The sequence below is a fragment of the Dellaglioa sp. CoH-56-MRSF-12 genome, from assembly GCF_056782075.1.
Genome location: NZ_JBXAYD010000001.1, coordinates 43,804 through 63,695, shown reverse-complemented (window position 1 = coordinate 63,695; position 19,892 = coordinate 43,804). Strand labels below are relative to the sequence as shown.

Here is a 19,892-nt window from a genome sequence, read left to right as displayed (position 1 = left end):
AACACGATAAAATGAATAATGAACTATTAACAGACCAAACGCCACCACAGAATATTGAAGCGGAACAAGCCGTTTTGGGCGCTGTCTTTTTAAAGAGTGATGCTCTTGTTGAGGCAATGGAATACTTGGAGCCCGAAGACTTCTATCAACGTCGCCATCAATTGATATTTGCGGCTATGGTGGATCTGAATGATAAAGATGAAGCTATTGATATTGTTACGATTCAAGATAATTTAACTTCTAAAAATCAAATGGATGATATTGGCGGTGTTAGCTATATTGTTGAATTAGCTGGCTCTGTACCAACGGCTGCGAACGTTCAGTATTATGCTAAAATTGTTGAAGAAAAATCAATGATTCGACGCTTAATTGCGACAGCGACATCTATTGCAACTAAGGGTTTATCACAAGATGATGATGTTGCAACGCTTTTAGATAATGCTGAACGTGAAATTATGAGCGTATCTGAAAAAAGAAATAGTAGTGGTTTTCAAGCTATCGCTGATGTATTAAAAAGTACATTTACAAATATTGAAAAGTTAGCTAAAGAAGGCGATACAATTACTGGATTGTCGACAGGTTATCCAGAGTTGGATAAAATGACTGCCGGGTTACATCCAGATGAGTTAATCATTTTAGCTGCTCGTCCGGCTGTTGGTAAAACAGCTTTTGCGTTGAATATTGCTCAAAACGTAGCAACTAAAACTGATGAAACTGTCGCTATTTTTAGTTTAGAAATGTCAGCAGAATCATTAGTTAGTCGTATGTTATGTGCTGAAGGTAGTATTAATGCGAATCACTTACGAACGGGACAATTAGACGAATCAGAATGGTCAAATTTGATTGTGGCAATGAATTCATTATCAAAGGCTAATATCTTTATTGATGACACTGCTGGGTCAAAGATGGCTGAAATTCGGGCAAAATGCCGTCGATTAGCGAAGGAAAAAGGTGGACTAGGGTTAATCGTTGTTGATTATTTACAGTTGATTGAAGGTTCAGGACGCGAAAGTCGACAACAAGAAGTCTCAGAAATTTCTCGTCAAATGAAGAAATTAGCGAAAGAATTAAGTGTTCCAGTTATTGCATTGTCTCAATTATCCCGTGGTGTTGAACAACGCCAAGATAAACGACCAGTGTTATCAGATATTCGTGAATCTGGTTCTATTGAACAAGATGCAGATATTGTTGCATTTTTGTATCGAGATGATTATTATGAACGCGATACTGATGAAGATGAAGACGGGAATCTACCTGATCCAAGGGATGAAGATGACCAAAATGTTGGTGAAGTTGAAGTTATTATTGAAAAAAACCGTGGTGGCGAACGAGGTACAGTTAAATTATTATTTGTTAAATCATATAATAAATTCTCGTCACTTGCCTATAGACCAGAAGGCTAGAAAATATTCCTTAGTGGGATATTTTTTTTGAATAAAAAGAGAAACGTTCGTTATATAGTTGATAAATGTTTATATAAAATACAAACGTTCGTATTTTAGTTGTATTTGAACTGCTTTATTGCTATAATATTCTAGGATTGTATTTATGAATTTAAAATATAAATTATGAGGTGGATGAAAATATGTCATCAGTAGTTGTAGTAGGTAGCCAATGGGGCGATGAAGGAAAAGGTAAAATTACAGATTTCTTAAGTCAAAATGCCGATGTTATTGCACGGTATCAAGGTGGCGATAACGCCGGACACACAATTGTATTTGAAGGCAACACTTACAAATTACATTTGATTCCATCAGGTATTTTCTTTCAAGATAAATTAAGTATCATTGGTAATGGGGTTGTTGTGAATCCTAAAGCTTTATGTGAAGAACTTGATTATCTACAAAAACTCGGCGTTAAAGGAGATAATTTACGTATTTCTGACCGCGCTCATGTTATTTTGCCATACCATATTCTACTTGATGGCTTACAAGAAGCTGCTAAAAAAGAAGATAAGATTGGGACGACTAATAAAGGTATTGGACCAGCTTATATGGATAAAGCTGCTAGAATTGGTATTAGAATTGCTGATTTAATGGAAAAAGAAACTTTCTCAGCAAAATTAAAAAATAATTTAGAACAAAAAAATCGTGAATTTACAAAATTATATGATCATGAACCACTTGAATTTGATGATATTTTTGAAGAATATTTTGCCTATGGCCAACGTTTGAAACGATACGTAATGGACACGTCAGTTATTATTAATGATGCACTAGATTCTGGTAAGAAAGTCTTATTTGAAGGTGCACAAGGTGTTATGTTAGATATTGATCATGGAACGTACCCATTTGTAACTTCTTCAAATCCAATTGCAGGTGGCGCAACAGTCGGTGTTGGTGTTGGACCTGCTCAAATAAATACAGTTGTTGGTGTCTGCAAAGCCTATACATCACGTGTAGGGGATGGTCCTTTTCCAACTGAACTATTAGATGAAATCGGTGATACTATCCGTGAAGTTGGACATGAATATGGTGTAACAACAAAACGTCCACGTCGTATTGGCTGGTTTGATAGTGTTGTTATGAATCATTCCAAACGTGTTTCAGGATTGACTAACTTATGTTTAAACAGTATTGATGTTTTAACTGGATTAAAAGAAGTTAAAATTTGTACAGCATACGAATTAAATGGTGAAATTATTCATCGTTATCCAGCTAGTTTTAAAGAATTATCTCAATGTAAACCAGTATATGAAACATTACCTGGTTGGACTGAAGATATTACTCAAATGAAAACTCTTGCAGAATTACCTGAAAATGCTAGAAATTATATTAGACGTATTGAAGAAATCGTTGATGTTAAAATTTCAACATTCTCAGTTGGACCCGATCGTGATCAAACAAATGTTTTAGATGATGTTTGGGCATAAATAAGTAATAGGTTGATAGTAATGTGAGAAAAGTCAAAGTTAATACTTTGATTTTTTTTTATTTAATCAATAACTAAGTAGATAAATAACCTTAATTAATTAGAGCTTAAAAATTTATATAACTTATATATTTGATAAGTCGAATATGTTGCATACGCTTTCTTTGGATGTTACTATCGGTATGTAGACAAATATATTATGAGGAGGAAACATGATGACAAATGAAGATAGATTAGATGCAAAGAAAGATCAAATTAAGGGTAAAGTAACAGAAACTAAAGGTAAATTGACAGGAGACAAGCAAGAAGAAGTTAAAGGTAAAGCGGAAGGTTTCCTTGGTAAAGCGAAAGATAAATTAGAAGATGTCAAAGATGATGTTGCAGAAAAAATAGATGAAGTTATGGACAAACGTAAAAAGAAATAGTAATTTCATTGGGTTCTCGCACTGCTTACAATAAGCAGTGCGAGTTTTTTTTATTTCTTTTTATTAGCCGAAGTTAGATAAATAATAGGCTTATCTTGTGAGTATAGTACCTATCAGTTCATCTTATTCACTCAGATATTCATAGATCTTATTTTGTTTAACTTTATGTGATTAATTAAGCAACGAGGAAAACAAAGATAGTTATTTATCTTTATTTTTTGGTGTATATAAGTTTAAGTACCTGGGAAAGAGATTCATTAAGTTTCATAGATTGAGCGTAATAAAATCGTTTCATTTGCAAGCGATTTCAAATAATGGTATATTACATATAACGAATAGTTAATATAATAAATAACTATTTAATATAAACAAAGGAGGAACATATTATGATTTGGTCATTAATTGTAGGTGCTATTATTGGTGCTGTTGCAGGGGCGATTACTAATCGCGGTGAGTCGATGGGATGGATAAGTAACATCATCGCTGGACTAGTTGGGTCAGCTCTTGGTCAAAGTGTCCTTGGTCATTGGGGACCTAGCTTGGCAGGAATGGCAATTATCCCTTCTATCATTGGTGCGATAATTTTAGTTTTAATTGTTTCAGCTATATTTGGTATAAAAGCAAGGAAGTAAATCAAGTCAAGAGAGAGGTATGTTTATGAAGAAGAGTAAAAAAATTATTCTGAGTATAGTCAGCCTCGGATACTTGATTGGGCTTAGCTTGCTGATTTGGCCAGAAATAATTGAGAAAATAACTAAAATGCTTGAACATTTTAACGTTAGTACAAATTTTCAGAGTAACGATTTTATCTTCTATTATGGGATTGTGTTATTGCTATTAACAGTCTTCATATTTTTGTTAATACTTTTGTGGCCTGCGCAACTACCAGATATTCCTTTGAAGCAAACTAAAGAAGGAAGACTTGCTTTAAGTAACCAGGGTATTAGCCAATTTATCAAGACAAAGTTGTCTAGTGAAGACTTATCTAATATTAAAGTTACGTTGAAGAATACACGACGTCAGCGAAAGATCCATATTGTTGCAGATTCAGTTTACCAACAGTCTACAGTTGGACAATTACCTCGTATTACGAGTGAATTAACTGAGAATCTCAATGATCTATTAGCTGGATCTAGTCATATTCCTATCAAAGTAGATATTAAGGTAAGTAAAAAATCAAATTCAAAACGTAAAGTTACACGGGTAGTTTAAGAGGGAGTGTGCATAAATGAAAGATAAAATGTCAATTAATATTGGAGTTGGTAGTGCTCTAGGATTTATCATATCCTCGTTACTTGTAACTGTAGGATTTTGGAAGACGATTATCATTATGATTGTGACACTGTTAGCAGGATGGATTGGTTATCTATTTAAAGAATATGATATTGATCTGTCATTTATTTCAAAAATTTTCACGCGGAAAAATTGATTATTTTAAAAATCGAAAGGAGTCTTAATTATGACTACAGAAAAAACAAATACGCAGGGAACAAAGACTGAACCAAAGGGGACATTGACATTTGATGACAAGGTTATTCAAAAAATAGTCGGTTATGCAATTGAAAATGTATCTGGTCTCTTGGGTGTGGATGGTGGATTTGTCGCAAATATTAAAAATAAACTTGTAAATAGTGATAATCCAACAGATGGCATCGGCGTTGAGGTTGGCAAGGAACAAGTTGCGGTTGATTTAAATATTATTATGGCATATGGGCACAATGCACATGATATTTATAAACAGTTAACGGAAGTTATTAATAAACAAGTAAAGGAAACAACAGATTTAGCTTTAATTGAGTTGAATGTTGAAGTAGTAGACATTCAAACACCAAAAGAATTTGATGATTCACAAACAAGTTTACAAGATCGTGTATCTGATGCAGGTAGTACTATTAAAGAAAAAACAACAGATGGGGTAGATGCCGTTAAAAAAACGACCTCTCAGGTAGTAAATAAAGATGATGACCGGGTTAAATAGCGTTGAACAAATAATAAGATTTAAATCTAGTTAAGAGAAATCCGATAGGGTTTCTCTTTTTTTGTTTCACGTGAAACATCAATAAGTAAATGAGAACACAAAAAAAGCACCTAGCCGCAGCTAGATGCTTCAACATATCTTGCGATATGTTGGGTTTGGCACCCATGGGTGGTTAGGGGCTCGAACCCTAGACCCACGGATTAAGAGTCCGTTGCTCTACCAACTGAGCTAACCACCCAAACCATTAATAATAATTCATCAACGTTAAATATATTATCATATATACTAATAAAAGACAATAACTTTTCGAAAAAGGATTTGGGTAAATTTAATCACTGTGTTTGGCAATGATGATTGAATAGGCTATAATAATGGAGGGTTAAGAAGTTGTATCTAGATTTAATTTTACAGCTTCCTATAAGGAGGATCCACATATGAAAAAAATATTAGTTGTCGACGATGAAAAACCAATTTCTGATATCGTTAAATTTAATTTAACTAAAGAAGGATACGACGTTTATACAGCTTACGATGGTGAAGAAGCCTTAGAAAAAGTTAAAGAAGTTGAACCGGATTTAATTTTATTAGATTTAATGTTACCAAAAGTGGATGGTTTAGAAGTTGCTCGTCAAGTTAGAAAAACTTACGATATGCCAATCATTATGGTTACAGCTAAAGATGGAGAAATCGATAAGGTCTTAGGTCTAGAATTAGGTGCAGATGATTATGTAACAAAACCTTTCTCTAACCGTGAACTAGTGGCCAGAGTTAAAGCTAATTTAAGAAGACAAAAAACAATTGAGAGTGTTCAAACAGAAGAACAACCACAAAATAGTGAAATACAAGTTGGACAATTAACCATTCATCCTGAAGCATATATGGTTTCAAAATATGATGAAAAAATTGAATTAACACATCGTGAATTTGAATTATTACATTATTTAGCACAACATCTAGGACAAGTTATGACTAGAGAACATTTACTACAGACGGTATGGGGTTATGATTACTTCGGTGATGTCAGAACGGTTGATGTTACAATGCGTCGTTTAAGAGAAAAAGTTGAAGATAATCCAAGCCATCCAGAGTGGTTGGTAACACGTCGTGGTGTTGGATACTATATGAAAAATCCAGATTTAGAATAGAGTAGGGGAATAACGATGAAAATGAATCAAAAAATTCGTTTTTTTAAATCTATTCAATTTAAAATAGCCCTCATTTTTGCGTTATTAATTTTAATAACGTTGGAAATTGTCGGGGCTTATTTTGTTAGGCAATTAGAACAGCAAAACTTAGATACCTTTAAGCAACAAGTCCAGTTACCTATATATGTTACTAATTCGATTACGAAGGATTTAGCAAAAACAGATACAGCTGCTGGTGATAGAGATATCAAAAAAATATTGGAAGATGTTAGTAATTCAAGTATCACAGAAATTCGAGTGATTGATAGTAAGGGCACAATTCGCGGGAGTAGTGATTTTAATAATCAAACTGTTGTGGGACAAAAAACGACAGATGCAACAATTAAGCAAGTGTTATATACACCTAAAACATTTGAAAAGAAGATTTATGATGAATCTAGCGATAAGCGCTACTATGTTTCAATTGTGCCACTAGTTAGTACAGCAGGAAATGTAACAACGACAGTTGGGGTTACATACGTTAAGGCCAATCTGGAAAGCTTATACTCAAATATTAACGATATCACGGTTATTTTCGTGACCGCGTCATTTTTTGCAGCTGTTTTAGTCCTTTTGATAACGATAGTTATTTCCCGGGCAATAACTCGTCCGATTGATGAGATGAAAAAGCAAACGATTCGAATTTCTCGCGGAGATTACTCCGGAAAAGTTCGTGTCTATTCTAATGATGAACTAGGACAATTAGCAGATGCGGTTAATAACTTATCTGTTCGTGTTGAAGAGGCACAAGAATCATCTGAAGCTGAACGTCGTCGTTTAGATAGTGTTCTATCGCACATGACAGATGGTGTAATTGCGACGGATCGTCGCGGAAATATTATCATTATGAATGAAGCGGCCTCTACCTTATTAGATCAAAATGAAAATGACTCAATAGGAGTATCAATTTTGGATATTCTTGATTTACGTAGTCAGTATACTTTACGTGATTTGTTAGAAAATCAAGATGAAATTATGATTGATTTATCTGATGTAGAACATGAACAAATTTTGAATGCTTATTTTTCATTAATACAAAGAGAATCTGGCTTTATTAGTGGTCTTGTCTGTGTACTTCATGATGTCACAGAACAACAAAAGATAGAACGTGAACGTGAAAGCTTTGTTTCTAATGTTTCTCATGAATTAAGAACGCCTTTGACGAGTATGAAGAGTTATATTGAGGCATTAAACGATGGTGCATGGAAAGATCCAGAAGTTGCACCAGGTTTCTTGAAAGTTACACAGAATGAAACAGAACGTATGATGCGTATGATTAATGACTTACTAAATTTGTCACGAATGGATTCAGGAACATCTAAGTTAGAACTTGAATTAGTTAACTTGAATGAACTGTATAGTTATGTTCTGGATAGATTCGATATGATGATTAATGCTGACGATGGGTCAGGCAAAAAGTATTCGATTAAACGTGATTTTACTAAACGTGATTTATGGGTTGAATTAGATACTGATAAAATTGTGCAAGTCATTGATAATATTATGAATAATGCCATTAAATATTCACCTGATGGTGGAGAAATAACTTGTCGTTTATTGGAGACACATAAGCACGTTATTTTGAGTATCTCTGATGAGGGCCTTGGTGTACCTAAAAAAGATTTAGCGCATATTTTTGATCGCTTTTTCCGTGTGGATAAAGCTAGATCGAGAGCTCAAGGTGGAACTGGATTAGGCCTAGCTATCTCAAAAGAGGTTGTCGAAATGCATAAAGGTAAAATTTGGTTAGATAGCTCGGAAGGCAAGGGTTCAACATTCTATATTTCATTGCCTTATGAATCATATGAGGAGGACCTGTGGGATGAAATTGAATAGATTTATTTTACCAACACTATTATTTTTATTAATTATGACAAGTATCGGTTTATCATGGGTCATTTGGACAAATCCGACATGGAATGGTAAAAGTGAATCGACGAAAGCTACAAATTCAACGCAGACAGAGTTAACAAAGAGTACTAAATTGAGCGAAGTATATGCACCAACGTCTGTTATTTATAATGATAATCAGCAACAAAATGTTTTATATAGTGAAAAAATTAATATCATTTCAAATATTCAAAAAAAGATACGTACTTGGAAAGAAACGTCTATATCAGAAGTTCCGATTAAAAATAAAAATGATTATTTAACGTTTTTAAATGCAAAAAATCAATTGGTTCTTAGTTACTCAGATGAAATTACGGTTGGGTTATTTAATCAAGTATTTAATCAGCAAAATCAAAATTATAAAACACGACTTATTAACCGTGTTCTTATTCCGCGTGATAATAAGAAAAGTATTTATCTGTTGAGTGACAAGGATAAAAAAATTTATGAGATTTCGTTAAATGATGCCTATAATAAAGGTAAAACAATTGATGATGTTGTACAAAATGAAACGTTATCGAAATTATCAGTTACATTTAAACTGCATAATAATGATATTTTTATGTATTATAATCAAGATTTTAATATAGCTCGTTTTAGGTATTTAGTGGATAAGCAAACGGCTAGTAAGTATGTTGCTAATCTATTAGGACAAAAAGATGGTTCATCGGTCAACGTTAAAGAAAGTAAAAAGACAATAACTTACTATGATGGTTCTGATCGACAATTAACGGTTCAAAATACGACAAATTTGGTTTCATATGAAGATGATGAAAATTCAGATGCGAAACAAAAAACGAGTCGTGGTAATGCTTTAACTGAAAGTTATACGAGTATTAAAAATACAGGTATCGGATTAGATAATATTCACTTCTACCAATTTAATGGTAAGTCTATGACAACAACATTCAGAAGTTATATTGAAGGATTTCCGATTTTTAATCAAACCAAACACGGTGTGATTGAAGTTGAGCGACTAGATAATGGTGGAAATAAAATTGATTTTTCATTATTGACGTTACAAATTGCTGTTCCATCTGGAAAAGCAGATGTTACGTTACCAAGTACAGAAGAAGTGTTAAGTAGCTTGGTTACGGCAGGGTATAAAGATGCGGATATTTCAGATATTCAATTAGGTTATCGTTGGGTATCAAGTTCTGATTCAGATTTGGTAGTCAACCTAGAACCCACTTGGTATATCCGATATCAAGATAAATGGAAAAGTTATACTGAATTACTACAAACAGATTAGGGAGGTGAATTAATTGGATTTTAGACGAATTCAAATTATTTTTATTATTGTTTTTCTTGGTTTAAATATCTTTTTATTCACCTCATTACGACAAAATCAACAAATTGAAATTTCGAGTCGATCATCACCTGGGACAACAAAAACCGGTACAACGCTTAAAGAGATGCGAGAAGATGACATTAAATACGGCAGTATCTCAAATAAAAAAGAGACTGGTGTATATATGTCTAATAAAGCATCTGATGTATTAAAGAATGATGCTAAACAGCTGCAATCCCAAGTTACAACATATAAAGACAATAAATTATCTAGTATTTTTGGGACACCAATTAATATCACAGATAGTGAAAGTCCAAATAAAACAATTGATAAGACAATTATGAGTGATAATACTTTAATTCTACATGGAGATAATTATCGCTATAACAGTAGTCTTTCAACAGAGACAAGTGTCGTGTATTCGCAGGTTGTTTACGATAAAATGGTTTACTCAAATGTTGGACTAATTAAATTTACAATTCAAAATAATAAAATTAGTGGCTATTCACAAACGTATATGGCAAATACAGAAAAATTACGTGAAAATGAGTCAATTATTAGTCAACAACAAGCAATACTGATATTGTATCAATATAATCAATTTGCAAGTAAAAGTAAGGTTAAATGGTCTAAGTTAGGATATGCTGAGTTGCTCAGTTTGGATAAAAAATATAGCGTCTATATTCCAGTTTGGATAGTAGCTGTTAAGAATCCAAGTAATGGTGTGACACAATACAAGCAAGTTAATTCATTTTCAGGAGCGATTATGAAGGATAGCACTGATATTTTAAATTAAATGAAGATTAAAAGGATAGAGGCGCAGGCAAGTAATGGATGAAGGAACAGACGATATGAAGATTAGTGTTCTTGCAAGCGGTAGTGCGGGAAATGTCACGTATATTGAAACGCCTAAGCACAAGGTCCTTGTAGATGCTGGTTTAAGTGGTAAAAAAATTGCGAGCCTAATGACAGATATTGGTCGAGATATTAACGATGTCGACACGTTATTTGTAACACATGAACATACGGATCATGCAAAGGCTGCTGGTATTTTAGCCCGTAAGTATGACATGAACGTTTATGCAAATGAATTAACATGGGAAGCCATGGCTCATACGATTGGTAAAATTCCCGTTGAGAAGAAGCAAATTTTTGAGATGGGGAAAGTAATTACATTCGACGACTTAGATGTTGAGAGTTTTGGTGTCTCTCATGATGCAGCGGCACCGCAATTCTACCAATTTCATCATAACAATAAGTCATTTGTTATTTTAACGGATACAGGTTATGTCTCAGAGAACGTTCAAGGGACAATTTCCGATGCAGATGCTTACTTGTTTGAGTGTAACCATGATATTGAAATGTTACGGATGGGCGGCTATCCATGGTCATTAAAACAGCGCATTTTAGGTGATAAAGGTCATTTATCAAATGAGGATGGTGCTGATGCACTTATGAATGTTATGGGTAATCGGACAAAACGAATTTTTTTAGGCCATCTTAGTAAGGATAATAATATGAAAGAATTAGCCCATCTAACGGTTGAATCAACGATGAAAGAACATGATTTAGCAGTTGGTGGTGATTTTAACATTTTCGATACAGATCCGGAAAATGCTACAAAGCTGGTTGTTTTATAAGAACAATTTTTTCAAAATTTATTCATAAATAGTTCACAATTAACCGTTATTCTTAAAAGAGTAAAAGATTACGTTTAAGGGGGCAGCGACAAATGTGTCGCGTATATAAAAATGTCAAATGAAAATAGAACAGGCTTAGGTAAAACAGTTGTTACAGCGCTTATTGCAGGATTAGTTGGTGGCGGAATTGCATTTGGTGGATATACATTTTACCAAAATAATGATAGTGATAATGGCGCAGTTACAACATCCTCAAATAAATCAGGTACAACTAAAGTAACAAATGTAAGTGTTAAATCAAGTAATGAATCATCAAAAGCATTTGCTAAAGTTAAAAATGCGGTTGTTTCAGTTATTTCATATACAAAGTCAAGTGGTTCAAGTAACAGCTTAACGGATATGTTTGGTGCAGCAGGCGATTCCTCTGCGACAACAGAAACAGCATCAAGTGAAGGTTCTGGTGTCATTTATAAAAAATCAGATGGTAGTGCTTATGTCGTAACTAATAATCATGTTATCTCTGGTGCAAGTAAAGTTGAAGTTTTATTGAGTAATGGTAAAAAATTAAGTGCCAAAATTGTTGGTAAAGATTCAATTACTGATTTAGCTGTTTTAAAAATATCAGCTAAAGATGTGACTCAAATCGCCACATTTGGTGATTCTGATAGTATCACTGTTGGTGAAACAGCATTGGCTATCGGTTCTCCACTTGGATCTGATTATGCGACATCATTAACGCAAGGAATCATATCAGCTAAGAAACGTACGATTGATGTTACCAATGATTCGGGTGTTAAAACGGGCCAAGCAACAGTTATTCAAACTGACGCTGCCATTAATCCTGGAAACTCAGGTGGGGCTTTAATTAATACTTCTGGCCAAGTTATCGGTATTAATTCGATGAAACTAGCAAGTACAGCAACAGGCTCTACTAGTTCTAGTTCATCATCAACTTCTGTCGAAGGAATGGGATTTGCTATTCCAAGTAATGAGGTTGTATCAATCATTAATCAATTAGTTGATAATGGAAAAGTTAAACGTCCTGCAATTGGTATTTCATTAATCGATTTAGATTACGTCTCAGCAAGTGATCAAAAGAGTGTCTTAAAATTACCAAAAAGTGTTTCTTCAGGGATTGTTGCTGTTAAAATAAATAGTGATTCACCTGCTAAAAATGCTGGTATAGGTAAATATGATGTTATCGTTAAGCTAGGTGATAAGAAAGTTACTGATATCTCAAGCTTACGAGAAGTTTTATATGAACATAAAATTGGTGATACAGTGGCTGTTGAATTCTATCATGATGGTAAGTTGAAACAGGCTAATATCAAATTAACCTTAGAAGCAACAGATGCAAATACAGGAACAAGCTCAACAAGTAAATCAGCATCATCAGCTCAATAAACAAATATGAAATAATCGTAAATAACTTAATTTACGATTATTTTTTTATTTTAAATAGATATTGTGTATAACTAAGTGGATAGATATTAAGGTGGGTGTGAGTAACAGAGGGAAAGGGCAGTATGAAGGGACTTTCTAAACAAAATAGTTATGCACAATTAATTGAATGGCCTGTGACTAACTTTTATTTATTTGATATTTTAAAATAAAAAAAGACTGTTATACCAATGTGTAAAGCGTATAATTAAGGAATGATAAATAACGCAAAATCTGTGCATAACTAATATGGTGTTGACAAATGGGCAACAAATAAATGTAGTGACGAACACATATTCCCCGCAATATGTTGTGGTCCAAATTGTGGATATGTGCGTAACTTTGTGTATAACTTGTGAAAAAGGTGGAAATTATGAACATTAAGATTATTGGTGTAGGTAAATTAAAAGAAAAATATCTCAAACAAGGAATTGAAGAGTATGCAAAACGGTTAAGTAAGTTTTGTAAATTTGAAATTATTGAAGTAAATGATGAAAAGGCACCGGAAAAATTAAGTTCAGCAGAAATGATTGATGTTAAAGGTAAAGAGGGCGAACGTATCCTTAGTAAGATTAAAGAAAAAGAGTATGTTTATGCTTTAGCCATTTTAGGTAAGGAACGTACGTCGGAAGATTTTGCTAAAGAGATTGCTGATCTTGGAACTTATGGGCATTCAGACATAACCTTCGTTATTGGGGGGTCATTAGGACTAAGCGAGGACGTTTTAAGACGCGCCGACACACAAATCTCGTTTGGTAAATTTACCTTACCGCATCAATTAATGCGGATGATTTTGACTGAACAAGTTTACCGTGGATTTATGATTAATGCAGGGAGCCCCTATCATAAATAAGGACCTTTCAATACTTTAAGTAACGTAATTTTAGGATATCAGTAGATTTTCATATTTTCCCTTGACCTAGAGCTTGCTTAAAGGTGGATGATAAAAATAAGTAATTTTAAATTTAGTCGTATAAGAGGGAGAATTTATGAATAAAAAGAATTTAATCATCGTGACTATTGCATTGCTGTTATCTAACGCAATGGCAGGTCTTGATGGAACGATTATTAATACTGCATTACCATCAATCGTCAGTGATTTGCATGGTATCCAATATATGGGATGGATTGTTGCAGTTTTCTTGTTGGGGATGGCAGTTGCCACACCTCTTTGGAGTAAATTAGGCGAACGAATTGGTAACCGTGGTGCATATCAGTTAGCAACTTTTTTATTTGCAATCGGTGCGGTTTTTCAAGCAACATCAAGTAATATTGTCTTTTTCTTAGTTGCTAGAGTAGTTATGGGTATTGGTGCAGGTGGGATGAATACAATTCCGTTTATTATTTATGCTGATATTTATAAAAATATTAAGAAACGCTCACAAGTTATTGGTTATGCAACAGCTAGTTACAGTATTGCATCAATTATTGGACCTTTAGTTGGTGGCTGGATCGTTGATACGTTTAGTTGGCATTGGGTCTTCTATATCAATGTACCAATAGCATTAATATCAATTATTTCAATCCAATTTTTCTTCAAAGAAGAAGTTAAAAAACGTCAAAAGGGGAATATCGATTACTTGGGTGCTGGAATGATGATTGTCAGCTTAGTGACCTTATTAACAGGTATTCAAATGATTGGTGTTGGGTCAATTAATTTAGTCGTTGGGTTAATTATTGCTGGAATTATCTTACTCGGTATTTTGTATAGAGTTGAGGATAGGGCCGTTGATCCGATTATTCCCAATCGATTATTTAAAAATAAGAAACTGATTGTTGATTTTATCATATTTGCCTTTTTATGGGGAGCATTTATCTCATTTAACATCTATATTCCAATGTGGGCACAAGGAATACTTGGAATGAGTGCATTGATTGGTGGGGCAACACAAATTCCTGGTGCAATGACTAATTTATTTGGTTCGTTGTCCGGTCCATCAATGATTCCTCGATTGGGGAAATACCGGATTATTACAATCGGAACCATTAGCTTTATTATTTCGTTTGCTGGGATGTTAGTTGTAGGTGTGACAGTCCCATTCTGGTATTTATTACTAATGGGTGCTTTTGAAGGGTTCGGTTTAGGAATGTGTTTTAATGTCCTACAACTGAGTGTTCAAGAGGATGCGGAGGGTCGAGATGTCCCAATCGCAACTTCATTTGCCTACTTATTACGTATTTTAAGCCAAACATTTATGTCATCAATTTATGGGGTTATCCTTAACAGTGCGTTGTTAAAAGGAGTTAATCAGTCTCATGGTAAAATTACGATGGAGATGTTAAACAAGCTAAGTGATTCGAAGCGTGTTTCAAGTCTTCCTGAAAAATTATTACCAGCAATGCGACAGATTATGTATGAAGGGTTGCATAATATTATGGTAATCGCGACAATATTATTGATTATCGTTTTACTATTTAATTTATGGATTCAGGCTCAATCTAGAAAACAACTAAGTTAAAAAATAGAATCTCTGAGAGAATGTACTATGTACTAAGTCGTATCGAGTTGACTGATGAAATTATATAAAATTTAATGGGGTATATTGATTTATCTGCTTGTAAAGTTATTAATAGATTCCCAGTGTAAATTCCTTGATTAATGTCAATTTATCAAATGCACTGTACTTAACTCTAGGCAAAAAAATCCCGCCATGATTGTCGAATGAAATTATATATTTCATCTGATAATCATGGCGGGATTTTTACAAAAAGGCAGATACCTTTTTAATCGTATTTTTTATAGATAATAGGTTAGGTCACTTGCTGGAGTCGGATAAGCTAAGATAAGTTTAGTAACATCTGTTTTTGATGTTTTGTTAGCAATTAATGGTGTTAGATAATTGATAAGTTCTTCCGCAATTGTGGTGTATGCGACAGCACCAACAAGTAAGTTGGATGATTTATCAAAGATAGTTGTCACAGATGCTTCAGATTCTTTAATTCGATTAAAGGAATACCAGTTAGTTGTCTCTTGTACTCTAATGTCATAATGTTCAGGTTCATTTTTAGCTTGTTCAATCGTAATGCCAACTTGAGATAGTTGTGGGCTGGCATAGACAGTCATTGGAATTGGTGGGTAAGCAATTGGACTATTCGATTTTTTAAGTAGTTGGTCTGCAACGTAATGACCTTCAAATGTTGAAACAGGTGTTAACTTAGGTTGTTTGCGTGAAACAATATCTCCAATGGCATAAATTCGATCATTTTTCGTTTTTAAGTGAGAATCCACAATAATACCATGTGAATCTGATTCAGCACCTGTAGCAGGTAGGTTTAATGTATTAACGTTAGGTTGACGGCCCATAGCTGAAATTGCCAAATCAACAGTTAAAGATAATCCCTTATCGTCTAACATCTGGAAGCCTAAAGGACCTTCTGTTATTTCTGTAATATTAGTGTCAAAGTGAAAATGGACACCATTAGTTTTCAAATTCTCAATGAGACGGGTTGTATATTCAATTGGAAATCCACGTAATATTTGACTATTATGTTGAATAATATGAACTTCTGAGCCAGCAATAGCAGCTATATTAGCAAGCTCAATTGAAACATAGCCAGCGCCAATAAAAGCTATTTTATCTGGTAATTCTTCAAGTGATAAAAAATCGGTACTTGTTTTTAGTAAATGACTGCCTGGAATATCAGGGACTACAGGTGACTGACCGGTCGCAATTACAAAATTATCGGCAGTGTAAGTTTCAGTATTAACGTTAATTTCTGACTTTGAAATAAACTTAGCAGATCCGTGAACAGTTTTAATATTTGCTGCAGATAAACCTGCTAGGGTATTGGCTGGAACTTTATCCGTATAAGCTGATTTAAAAGCCATTAATTTAGGCCAATCAATGATAGAACTGCCAGTTAGTCCGAAGCCTTGCATTGCTTCTTGGCGTTGTTTAGTTTCAACAGCAGAATAAAGCATTTTTTTTGGGTCACAACCTCGATTAGGACAAGTACCACCCCAAAGATCATTTTCAATAATGAGAACAGATTGCTTTTTACTTAAATCAAAAGCAGTAGAAAGACCACCAGGTCCAGCACCAATAATAATTGTATCGTAGTGTGATTGTTTCATAATTAATATCCCCCATAATAAATATTTAATAATTATACTGATACTAGCATAAAATTGAAAATTAATTAAAAATAATCGCTTAAAAATGTTTCATGTGAAACATTTTTAAAAAGAAAGCATAGCTTTTAAATTTTTAAAATAGTGACAGACAAAGTAATCCAGTATTAGAATATTTTATTTGATTATTAAAATCACAGAGGTTATAGTTTAAAAAGGGCGTTAAGTCAATGTATGTAAAGGATTTTAGCTATTTATTTAACTACAATTATTTGGGGGTCATTATATGACAGCAACAGTACTAAACGATATTACGAAGGTACTCATTTACACGATTGTATCGTATCCAATCGTTGGAGGCCTAGCCTTTATTGTATCGAGCCTTTATTATAGAATATTTATGGAGAAGAAGGAGCTCCCTAAATATTTAGAGAAGGGAGAACCATTCATTTCTATTTTTGTACCTGCTCATAATGAGGAACAATCAATAGAAGCAACAATTCGACATCTAGAGACTAAGTTAAATTATCCTCTAGATAAATATGAAGTTATTGTAATTAATGATGGTTCCACAGATAAAACCGGTGAGATTTTGGAGACGCTACAAGAGGAGTTCAAATCACGTTTAAGAACGATCACAATTATTAATAATCGTGGAAAAGCAGCTGGATTCAATATTGCATTGGCATTTGCTAAAGGCGAATTTATTTTATCCAATGATGCGGATTCAAAACCAGAAGTTGATGCCTTATGGAAATATATGTCATATTTTGAAAGAAAAGGTGGCAAGAATTTAGGCGCTGTCACTGGGAATATGTTACCAATTAATAAAACAACAATTGTAGCAGAAGCACAACAGAATGAATTAAATTCAATCATTGGCTTAATTAAGAGATCGCAATTATCTTATGGCGGTTTATTTGCTTTCTCAGGTGCAAATACAATGTATCGAAAAGCAGCCGTTTTAGATGTTGGTGGTTGGGAAGCTGAACAGCCAACAGAAGATATCGCAATTGCCTGGGACATGCAGGCATTAGGTTGGGTGGCTTATTTTGCGCCGCATATTCGCTTCTTTATGGATGTACCTGAAAAGCTAGGTGAACTAATTAAACAAAGACATAGATGGTCATCTGGTGGCGTTTATGTACTTCTAACGAAGACGTTACGCGTTCTACGTCATCCGATTAAACAATTTTCAAGTGTACCTATTATTATTGATTATGGATTAAGTGTTATTTGGTCAGTCTTTTATTGGTTAAGTATGATTGCATTTTTAGCAATTCAAATTATCTGTATTGTAAATGGTGATTGGTTACAGTTGAGCAATAACTTAGCGCTCGCCTGCATATTTATTTCAATAGAGGTCATTATTGGTTTGATTCAGTTAATCATGGCGTCATTTTTCAATGATAGTGGTAAATCTTTAAAATACGTTATTTTTGCGCCGTGGTATATCCTCATTTACTGGATGGTAAATACGTATACAATGGTAGCTGAGTTAATTCCGACAGTGCGTAAAATTATTACGGGTGAAGATGGTGGCGTATGGCATTCACCTGAACGTTCGGATAGTATTACAACAGATTTAGGAGGCGACGATGATGACAAAAAATAAGCCTGACTATATTGTGAACGAAGTAGATGAAGACGCATTGACGATTGATTGGTTTTTTGGTCAAAAAAATGTAAGTCTCAAACTAAGACAATTAGTATTAATAACAATTGGCTGGATTGCGTGCTTAGTACCAATCAGTATCACGGTTATCTTGATTTTATTTAAAGATAAGGCAATCCCAATTGATCAAACACTATTTACTGAGCTTTTTGATACGATTATAAATACATTCCTACAATACTATTTGTTTTTTATTGCGTTCTTTTTAATTTTGCATATTTATAATTTAATTCTTTCGAATAATCGTCTAAAAAATGATATAGAAAGTTATGATTCAAAATTATTAAAGAAACACACTGACTTAGCTGAAGAAATGTACTATTTAAAATATGGGCCACGAGATCATAGAGAGGGTCAAAATAAAATTATCATACAAGATTATGCCGATATTGGGACATTTGAATTAAGGCAACAATTTGATTACTTTGGAGATGAGGATGAAGATGATTTCTAAAGAGGATAAAAGATTATTAGATGAGATGGTTGTACGAGAAAGAAATATGAAGAAAAGACGTGACATTTCGGGCTTGATGTTACATAAATTAAGATTATTTAAGCGAAGATTAGTTACGTTTTTAACGGTTTTATCAACCGGAATCCTATTAGGACTTTATATGACATTTGAGCCATTCAAAATGTTGTCAGTTGTCAGTATTATAGAAGTTAATGTACTGGTAGCGGCAATTCTATTTCTATTTACGTCATACTTTTGGCAAATAATGCTCAAACACTGGCCATTAAAACATTTAATTAGTTGGTATAAAACTAAACTAAGAGTAACGTACGCGGGCCCACTGCTTGCTTCAAAAAGATGGTTACAGTTTTATTATAAAGATCGGGATATTTCACCGTATATCCCACAAATATTGTATTACCTACAAAATGAGTCTAAGTTAAAAACAGTTGATGAGGTATTAGCATTTATTGATGAAGGGGCACCTTCAGAAGTGGAAGAACATAATGTGTTAGATAAATTTAGACGATTTATTGGTGAAACAAATCAAATGGTCCTGAGTACTGCTACTGCAGATGGGATGCCATCGAGTCGTCAGATGCGATTTATTGTTTCACCTGATAAATCAAATGTTTGGTATTTTGGTTCAGCTCCGGAAACGCCTAAAATTGCTGAATTGGATTTAGGTAAAGCAGCTATTAATACAATTCCAACGAGTACAGGGATGACTATTGCTAGTAATAGGTTAAGTGTTAAGAGGTCAAAATATAAATTAGAAGATCTAGCAGAGTTGTATCGGGCACAGGTGCCAGGATTTATGGATGGATTACTGGAAGAAGATATAGAAAATGAGATTATTTATGAAATAGTGATCAAAAGTGCTCGATTAGATACTTGGACACAGCACGATCAAGTGAAATTTTAAAGGTATTATTAGCAATATTCATTGCTGATAATACCTTTTTTTAATAA

At 33.7% G+C, this 19,892-nt stretch carries 19 protein-coding genes and 1 tRNA gene; 18 read left to right on the top strand and 2 right to left on the bottom strand.

Annotated elements, in window-relative coordinates; all coding sequences use genetic code 11:
- The first annotated feature begins 11 nt into the window (after positions 1–11).
- The 7 genes from dnaB to AC1RPY_RS00275 all read left to right on the top strand — a co-directional run bounded on the left by dnaB (position 12) and on the right by AC1RPY_RS00275 (position 5,274).
- A complete protein-coding gene (gene dnaB, locus AC1RPY_RS00305; protein WP_481761089.1) occupies positions 12–1,403 on the top strand; it encodes a replicative DNA helicase in 1,392 nt (463 codons plus the stop codon).
- A gap of 182 nt (positions 1,404–1,585) precedes the next feature.
- Positions 1,586–2,872 carry an adenylosuccinate synthase gene (locus AC1RPY_RS00300; RefSeq protein ID WP_481761090.1) on the top strand — a complete coding sequence of 429 codons (1,287 nt, stop codon included), beginning with the start codon at positions 1,586–1,588 and terminating at the stop codon, positions 2,870–2,872.
- 214 nt (positions 2,873–3,086) lie between these two features.
- Entirely contained in the window at positions 3,087–3,296 is a 210-nt protein-coding gene (locus AC1RPY_RS00295; protein ID WP_409022828.1) for a CsbD family protein, read from the top strand.
- Positions 3,297–3,682: 386 nt separating this feature from the next.
- Positions 3,683–3,928 (top strand): GlsB/YeaQ/YmgE family stress response membrane protein, encoded by a 246-nt coding sequence (locus AC1RPY_RS00290; protein WP_409021856.1) that lies wholly within the window; start codon positions 3,683–3,685, stop codon positions 3,926–3,928.
- Positions 3,929–3,953: 25 nt separating this feature from the next.
- Positions 3,954–4,508, top strand: coding sequence for an alkaline shock response membrane anchor protein AmaP (amaP, locus tag AC1RPY_RS00285; RefSeq protein WP_481761091.1), 555 nt, complete (start codon positions 3,954–3,956; stop codon positions 4,506–4,508).
- Between the two features lie 16 nt (positions 4,509–4,524).
- Complete coding sequence (locus AC1RPY_RS00280; RefSeq protein WP_409021858.1) at positions 4,525–4,725, top strand: DUF2273 domain-containing protein; 201 nt, start codon at positions 4,525–4,527, stop codon at positions 4,723–4,725.
- Between the two features lie 30 nt (positions 4,726–4,755).
- Positions 4,756–5,274 (top strand): Asp23/Gls24 family envelope stress response protein, encoded by a 519-nt coding sequence (locus AC1RPY_RS00275; RefSeq protein WP_481761092.1) that lies wholly within the window; start codon positions 4,756–4,758, stop codon positions 5,272–5,274.
- 165 nt (positions 5,275–5,439) lie between these two features.
- Here AC1RPY_RS00275 and AC1RPY_RS00270 read toward each other — a convergent pair.
- A tRNA-Lys gene (locus AC1RPY_RS00270) sits at positions 5,440–5,512 on the bottom strand.
- 196 nt (positions 5,513–5,708) lie between these two features.
- Between AC1RPY_RS00270 and yycF the strand changes: the two genes are divergently transcribed.
- The 8 genes from yycF to AC1RPY_RS00230 all read left to right on the top strand — a co-directional run bounded on the left by yycF (position 5,709) and on the right by AC1RPY_RS00230 (position 15,178).
- Positions 5,709–6,419, top strand: coding sequence for a response regulator YycF (yycF, locus tag AC1RPY_RS00265; protein ID WP_409021860.1), 711 nt, complete (start codon positions 5,709–5,711; stop codon positions 6,417–6,419).
- A gap of 21 nt (positions 6,420–6,440) precedes the next feature.
- On the top strand, positions 6,441–8,294 hold the full coding sequence (walK, locus tag AC1RPY_RS00260; RefSeq protein ID WP_481761148.1) for a cell wall metabolism sensor histidine kinase WalK: 1,854 nt from the start codon (positions 6,441–6,443) through the stop codon (positions 8,292–8,294).
- Positions 8,281–9,600 carry a YycH family regulatory protein gene (locus AC1RPY_RS00255; protein ID WP_481761093.1) on the top strand — a complete coding sequence of 440 codons (1,320 nt, stop codon included), beginning with the start codon at positions 8,281–8,283 and terminating at the stop codon, positions 9,598–9,600. Before walK ends, AC1RPY_RS00255 begins: the two co-directional genes overlap by 14 nt.
- A gap of 13 nt (positions 9,601–9,613) precedes the next feature.
- Positions 9,614–10,435: a two-component system regulatory protein YycI gene (locus AC1RPY_RS00250; protein ID WP_481761094.1), complete on the top strand. Its 822-nt coding sequence runs from the start codon at positions 9,614–9,616 to the stop codon at positions 10,433–10,435.
- Between the two features lie 34 nt (positions 10,436–10,469).
- The gene (locus AC1RPY_RS00245) at positions 10,470–11,279 is read left to right on the top strand and encodes an MBL fold metallo-hydrolase (protein ID WP_481761095.1); all 810 of its coding nucleotides are present in this window, start codon (positions 10,470–10,472) and stop codon (positions 11,277–11,279) included.
- Between the two features lie 111 nt (positions 11,280–11,390).
- A complete protein-coding gene (locus AC1RPY_RS00240) occupies positions 11,391–12,683 on the top strand; it encodes a S1C family serine protease (protein ID WP_481761096.1) in 1,293 nt (430 codons plus the stop codon).
- Between the two features lie 409 nt (positions 12,684–13,092).
- Complete coding sequence (gene rlmH, locus AC1RPY_RS00235) at positions 13,093–13,572, top strand: 23S rRNA (pseudouridine(1915)-N(3))-methyltransferase RlmH (RefSeq protein ID WP_481761097.1); 480 nt, start codon at positions 13,093–13,095, stop codon at positions 13,570–13,572.
- Between the two features lie 136 nt (positions 13,573–13,708).
- Positions 13,709–15,178: an MFS transporter gene (locus AC1RPY_RS00230; protein WP_409021866.1), complete on the top strand. Its 1,470-nt coding sequence runs from the start codon at positions 13,709–13,711 to the stop codon at positions 15,176–15,178.
- A gap of 278 nt (positions 15,179–15,456) precedes the next feature.
- On the opposite strand, the gene AC1RPY_RS00225 is transcribed toward AC1RPY_RS00230, so the two are convergent.
- Positions 15,457–16,794 carry a dihydrolipoyl dehydrogenase family protein gene (locus AC1RPY_RS00225; RefSeq protein ID WP_481761098.1) on the bottom strand — a complete coding sequence of 446 codons (1,338 nt, stop codon included), beginning with the start codon at positions 16,792–16,794 and terminating at the stop codon, positions 15,457–15,459.
- A 283-nt stretch (positions 16,795–17,077) separates the two neighbouring features.
- On the opposite strand from AC1RPY_RS00225, the gene AC1RPY_RS00220 reads away from it, so the two are divergent.
- From AC1RPY_RS00220 to AC1RPY_RS00210, 3 genes are read left to right on the top strand one after another with little or no spacing between them, the layout of a single operon-like run.
- Positions 17,078–18,406, top strand: coding sequence for a glycosyltransferase family 2 protein (locus AC1RPY_RS00220; RefSeq protein ID WP_409021868.1), 1,329 nt, complete (start codon positions 17,078–17,080; stop codon positions 18,404–18,406).
- The gene (locus AC1RPY_RS00215) at positions 18,393–18,920 is read left to right on the top strand and encodes a hypothetical protein (protein ID WP_481761099.1); all 528 of its coding nucleotides are present in this window, start codon (positions 18,393–18,395) and stop codon (positions 18,918–18,920) included. Before AC1RPY_RS00220 ends, AC1RPY_RS00215 begins: the two co-directional genes overlap by 14 nt.
- On the top strand, positions 18,910–19,845 hold the full coding sequence (locus AC1RPY_RS00210; protein WP_481761100.1) for a pyridoxamine 5'-phosphate oxidase family protein: 936 nt from the start codon (positions 18,910–18,912) through the stop codon (positions 19,843–19,845). Before AC1RPY_RS00215 ends, AC1RPY_RS00210 begins: the two co-directional genes overlap by 11 nt.
- The last annotated feature ends 47 nt before the right edge of the window (positions 19,846–19,892 follow it).

Coding starts and splice junctions, on each gene's coding strand:
- AC1RPY_RS00300 (WP_481761090.1), top strand. CDS start 1,586: ATGTCATCAGTAGTTGTAGTAGGTAGCCAATGGGGCGATGAAGGAAAA.
- AC1RPY_RS00230 (WP_409021866.1), top strand. CDS start 13,709: ATGAATAAAAAGAATTTAATCATCGTGACTATTGCATTGCTGTTATCT.
- AC1RPY_RS00290 (WP_409021856.1), top strand. CDS start 3,683: ATGATTTGGTCATTAATTGTAGGTGCTATTATTGGTGCTGTTGCAGGG.
- rlmH (WP_481761097.1), top strand. CDS start 13,093: ATGAACATTAAGATTATTGGTGTAGGTAAATTAAAAGAAAAATATCTC.
- AC1RPY_RS00225 (WP_481761098.1), bottom strand. CDS start 16,794: ATGAAACAATCACACTACGATACAATTATTATTGGTGCTGGACCTGGT.
- AC1RPY_RS00210 (WP_481761100.1), top strand. CDS start 18,910: ATGATTTCTAAAGAGGATAAAAGATTATTAGATGAGATGGTTGTACGA.
- AC1RPY_RS00275 (WP_481761092.1), top strand. CDS start 4,756: ATGACTACAGAAAAAACAAATACGCAGGGAACAAAGACTGAACCAAAG.
- AC1RPY_RS00255 (WP_481761093.1), top strand. CDS start 8,281: ATGAAATTGAATAGATTTATTTTACCAACACTATTATTTTTATTAATT.
- AC1RPY_RS00245 (WP_481761095.1), top strand. CDS start 10,470: ATGGATGAAGGAACAGACGATATGAAGATTAGTGTTCTTGCAAGCGGT.
- amaP (WP_481761091.1), top strand. CDS start 3,954: ATGAAGAAGAGTAAAAAAATTATTCTGAGTATAGTCAGCCTCGGATAC.
- AC1RPY_RS00280 (WP_409021858.1), top strand. CDS start 4,525: ATGAAAGATAAAATGTCAATTAATATTGGAGTTGGTAGTGCTCTAGGA.
- dnaB (WP_481761089.1), top strand. CDS start 12: ATGAATAATGAACTATTAACAGACCAAACGCCACCACAGAATATTGAA.
- walK (WP_481761148.1), top strand. CDS start 6,441: ATGAATCAAAAAATTCGTTTTTTTAAATCTATTCAATTTAAAATAGCC.
- AC1RPY_RS00215 (WP_481761099.1), top strand. CDS start 18,393: ATGACAAAAAATAAGCCTGACTATATTGTGAACGAAGTAGATGAAGAC.
- AC1RPY_RS00240 (WP_481761096.1), top strand. CDS start 11,391: ATGTCAAATGAAAATAGAACAGGCTTAGGTAAAACAGTTGTTACAGCG.
- AC1RPY_RS00295 (WP_409022828.1), top strand. CDS start 3,087: ATGACAAATGAAGATAGATTAGATGCAAAGAAAGATCAAATTAAGGGT.
- AC1RPY_RS00220 (WP_409021868.1), top strand. CDS start 17,078: ATGACAGCAACAGTACTAAACGATATTACGAAGGTACTCATTTACACG.
- yycF (WP_409021860.1), top strand. CDS start 5,709: ATGAAAAAAATATTAGTTGTCGACGATGAAAAACCAATTTCTGATATC.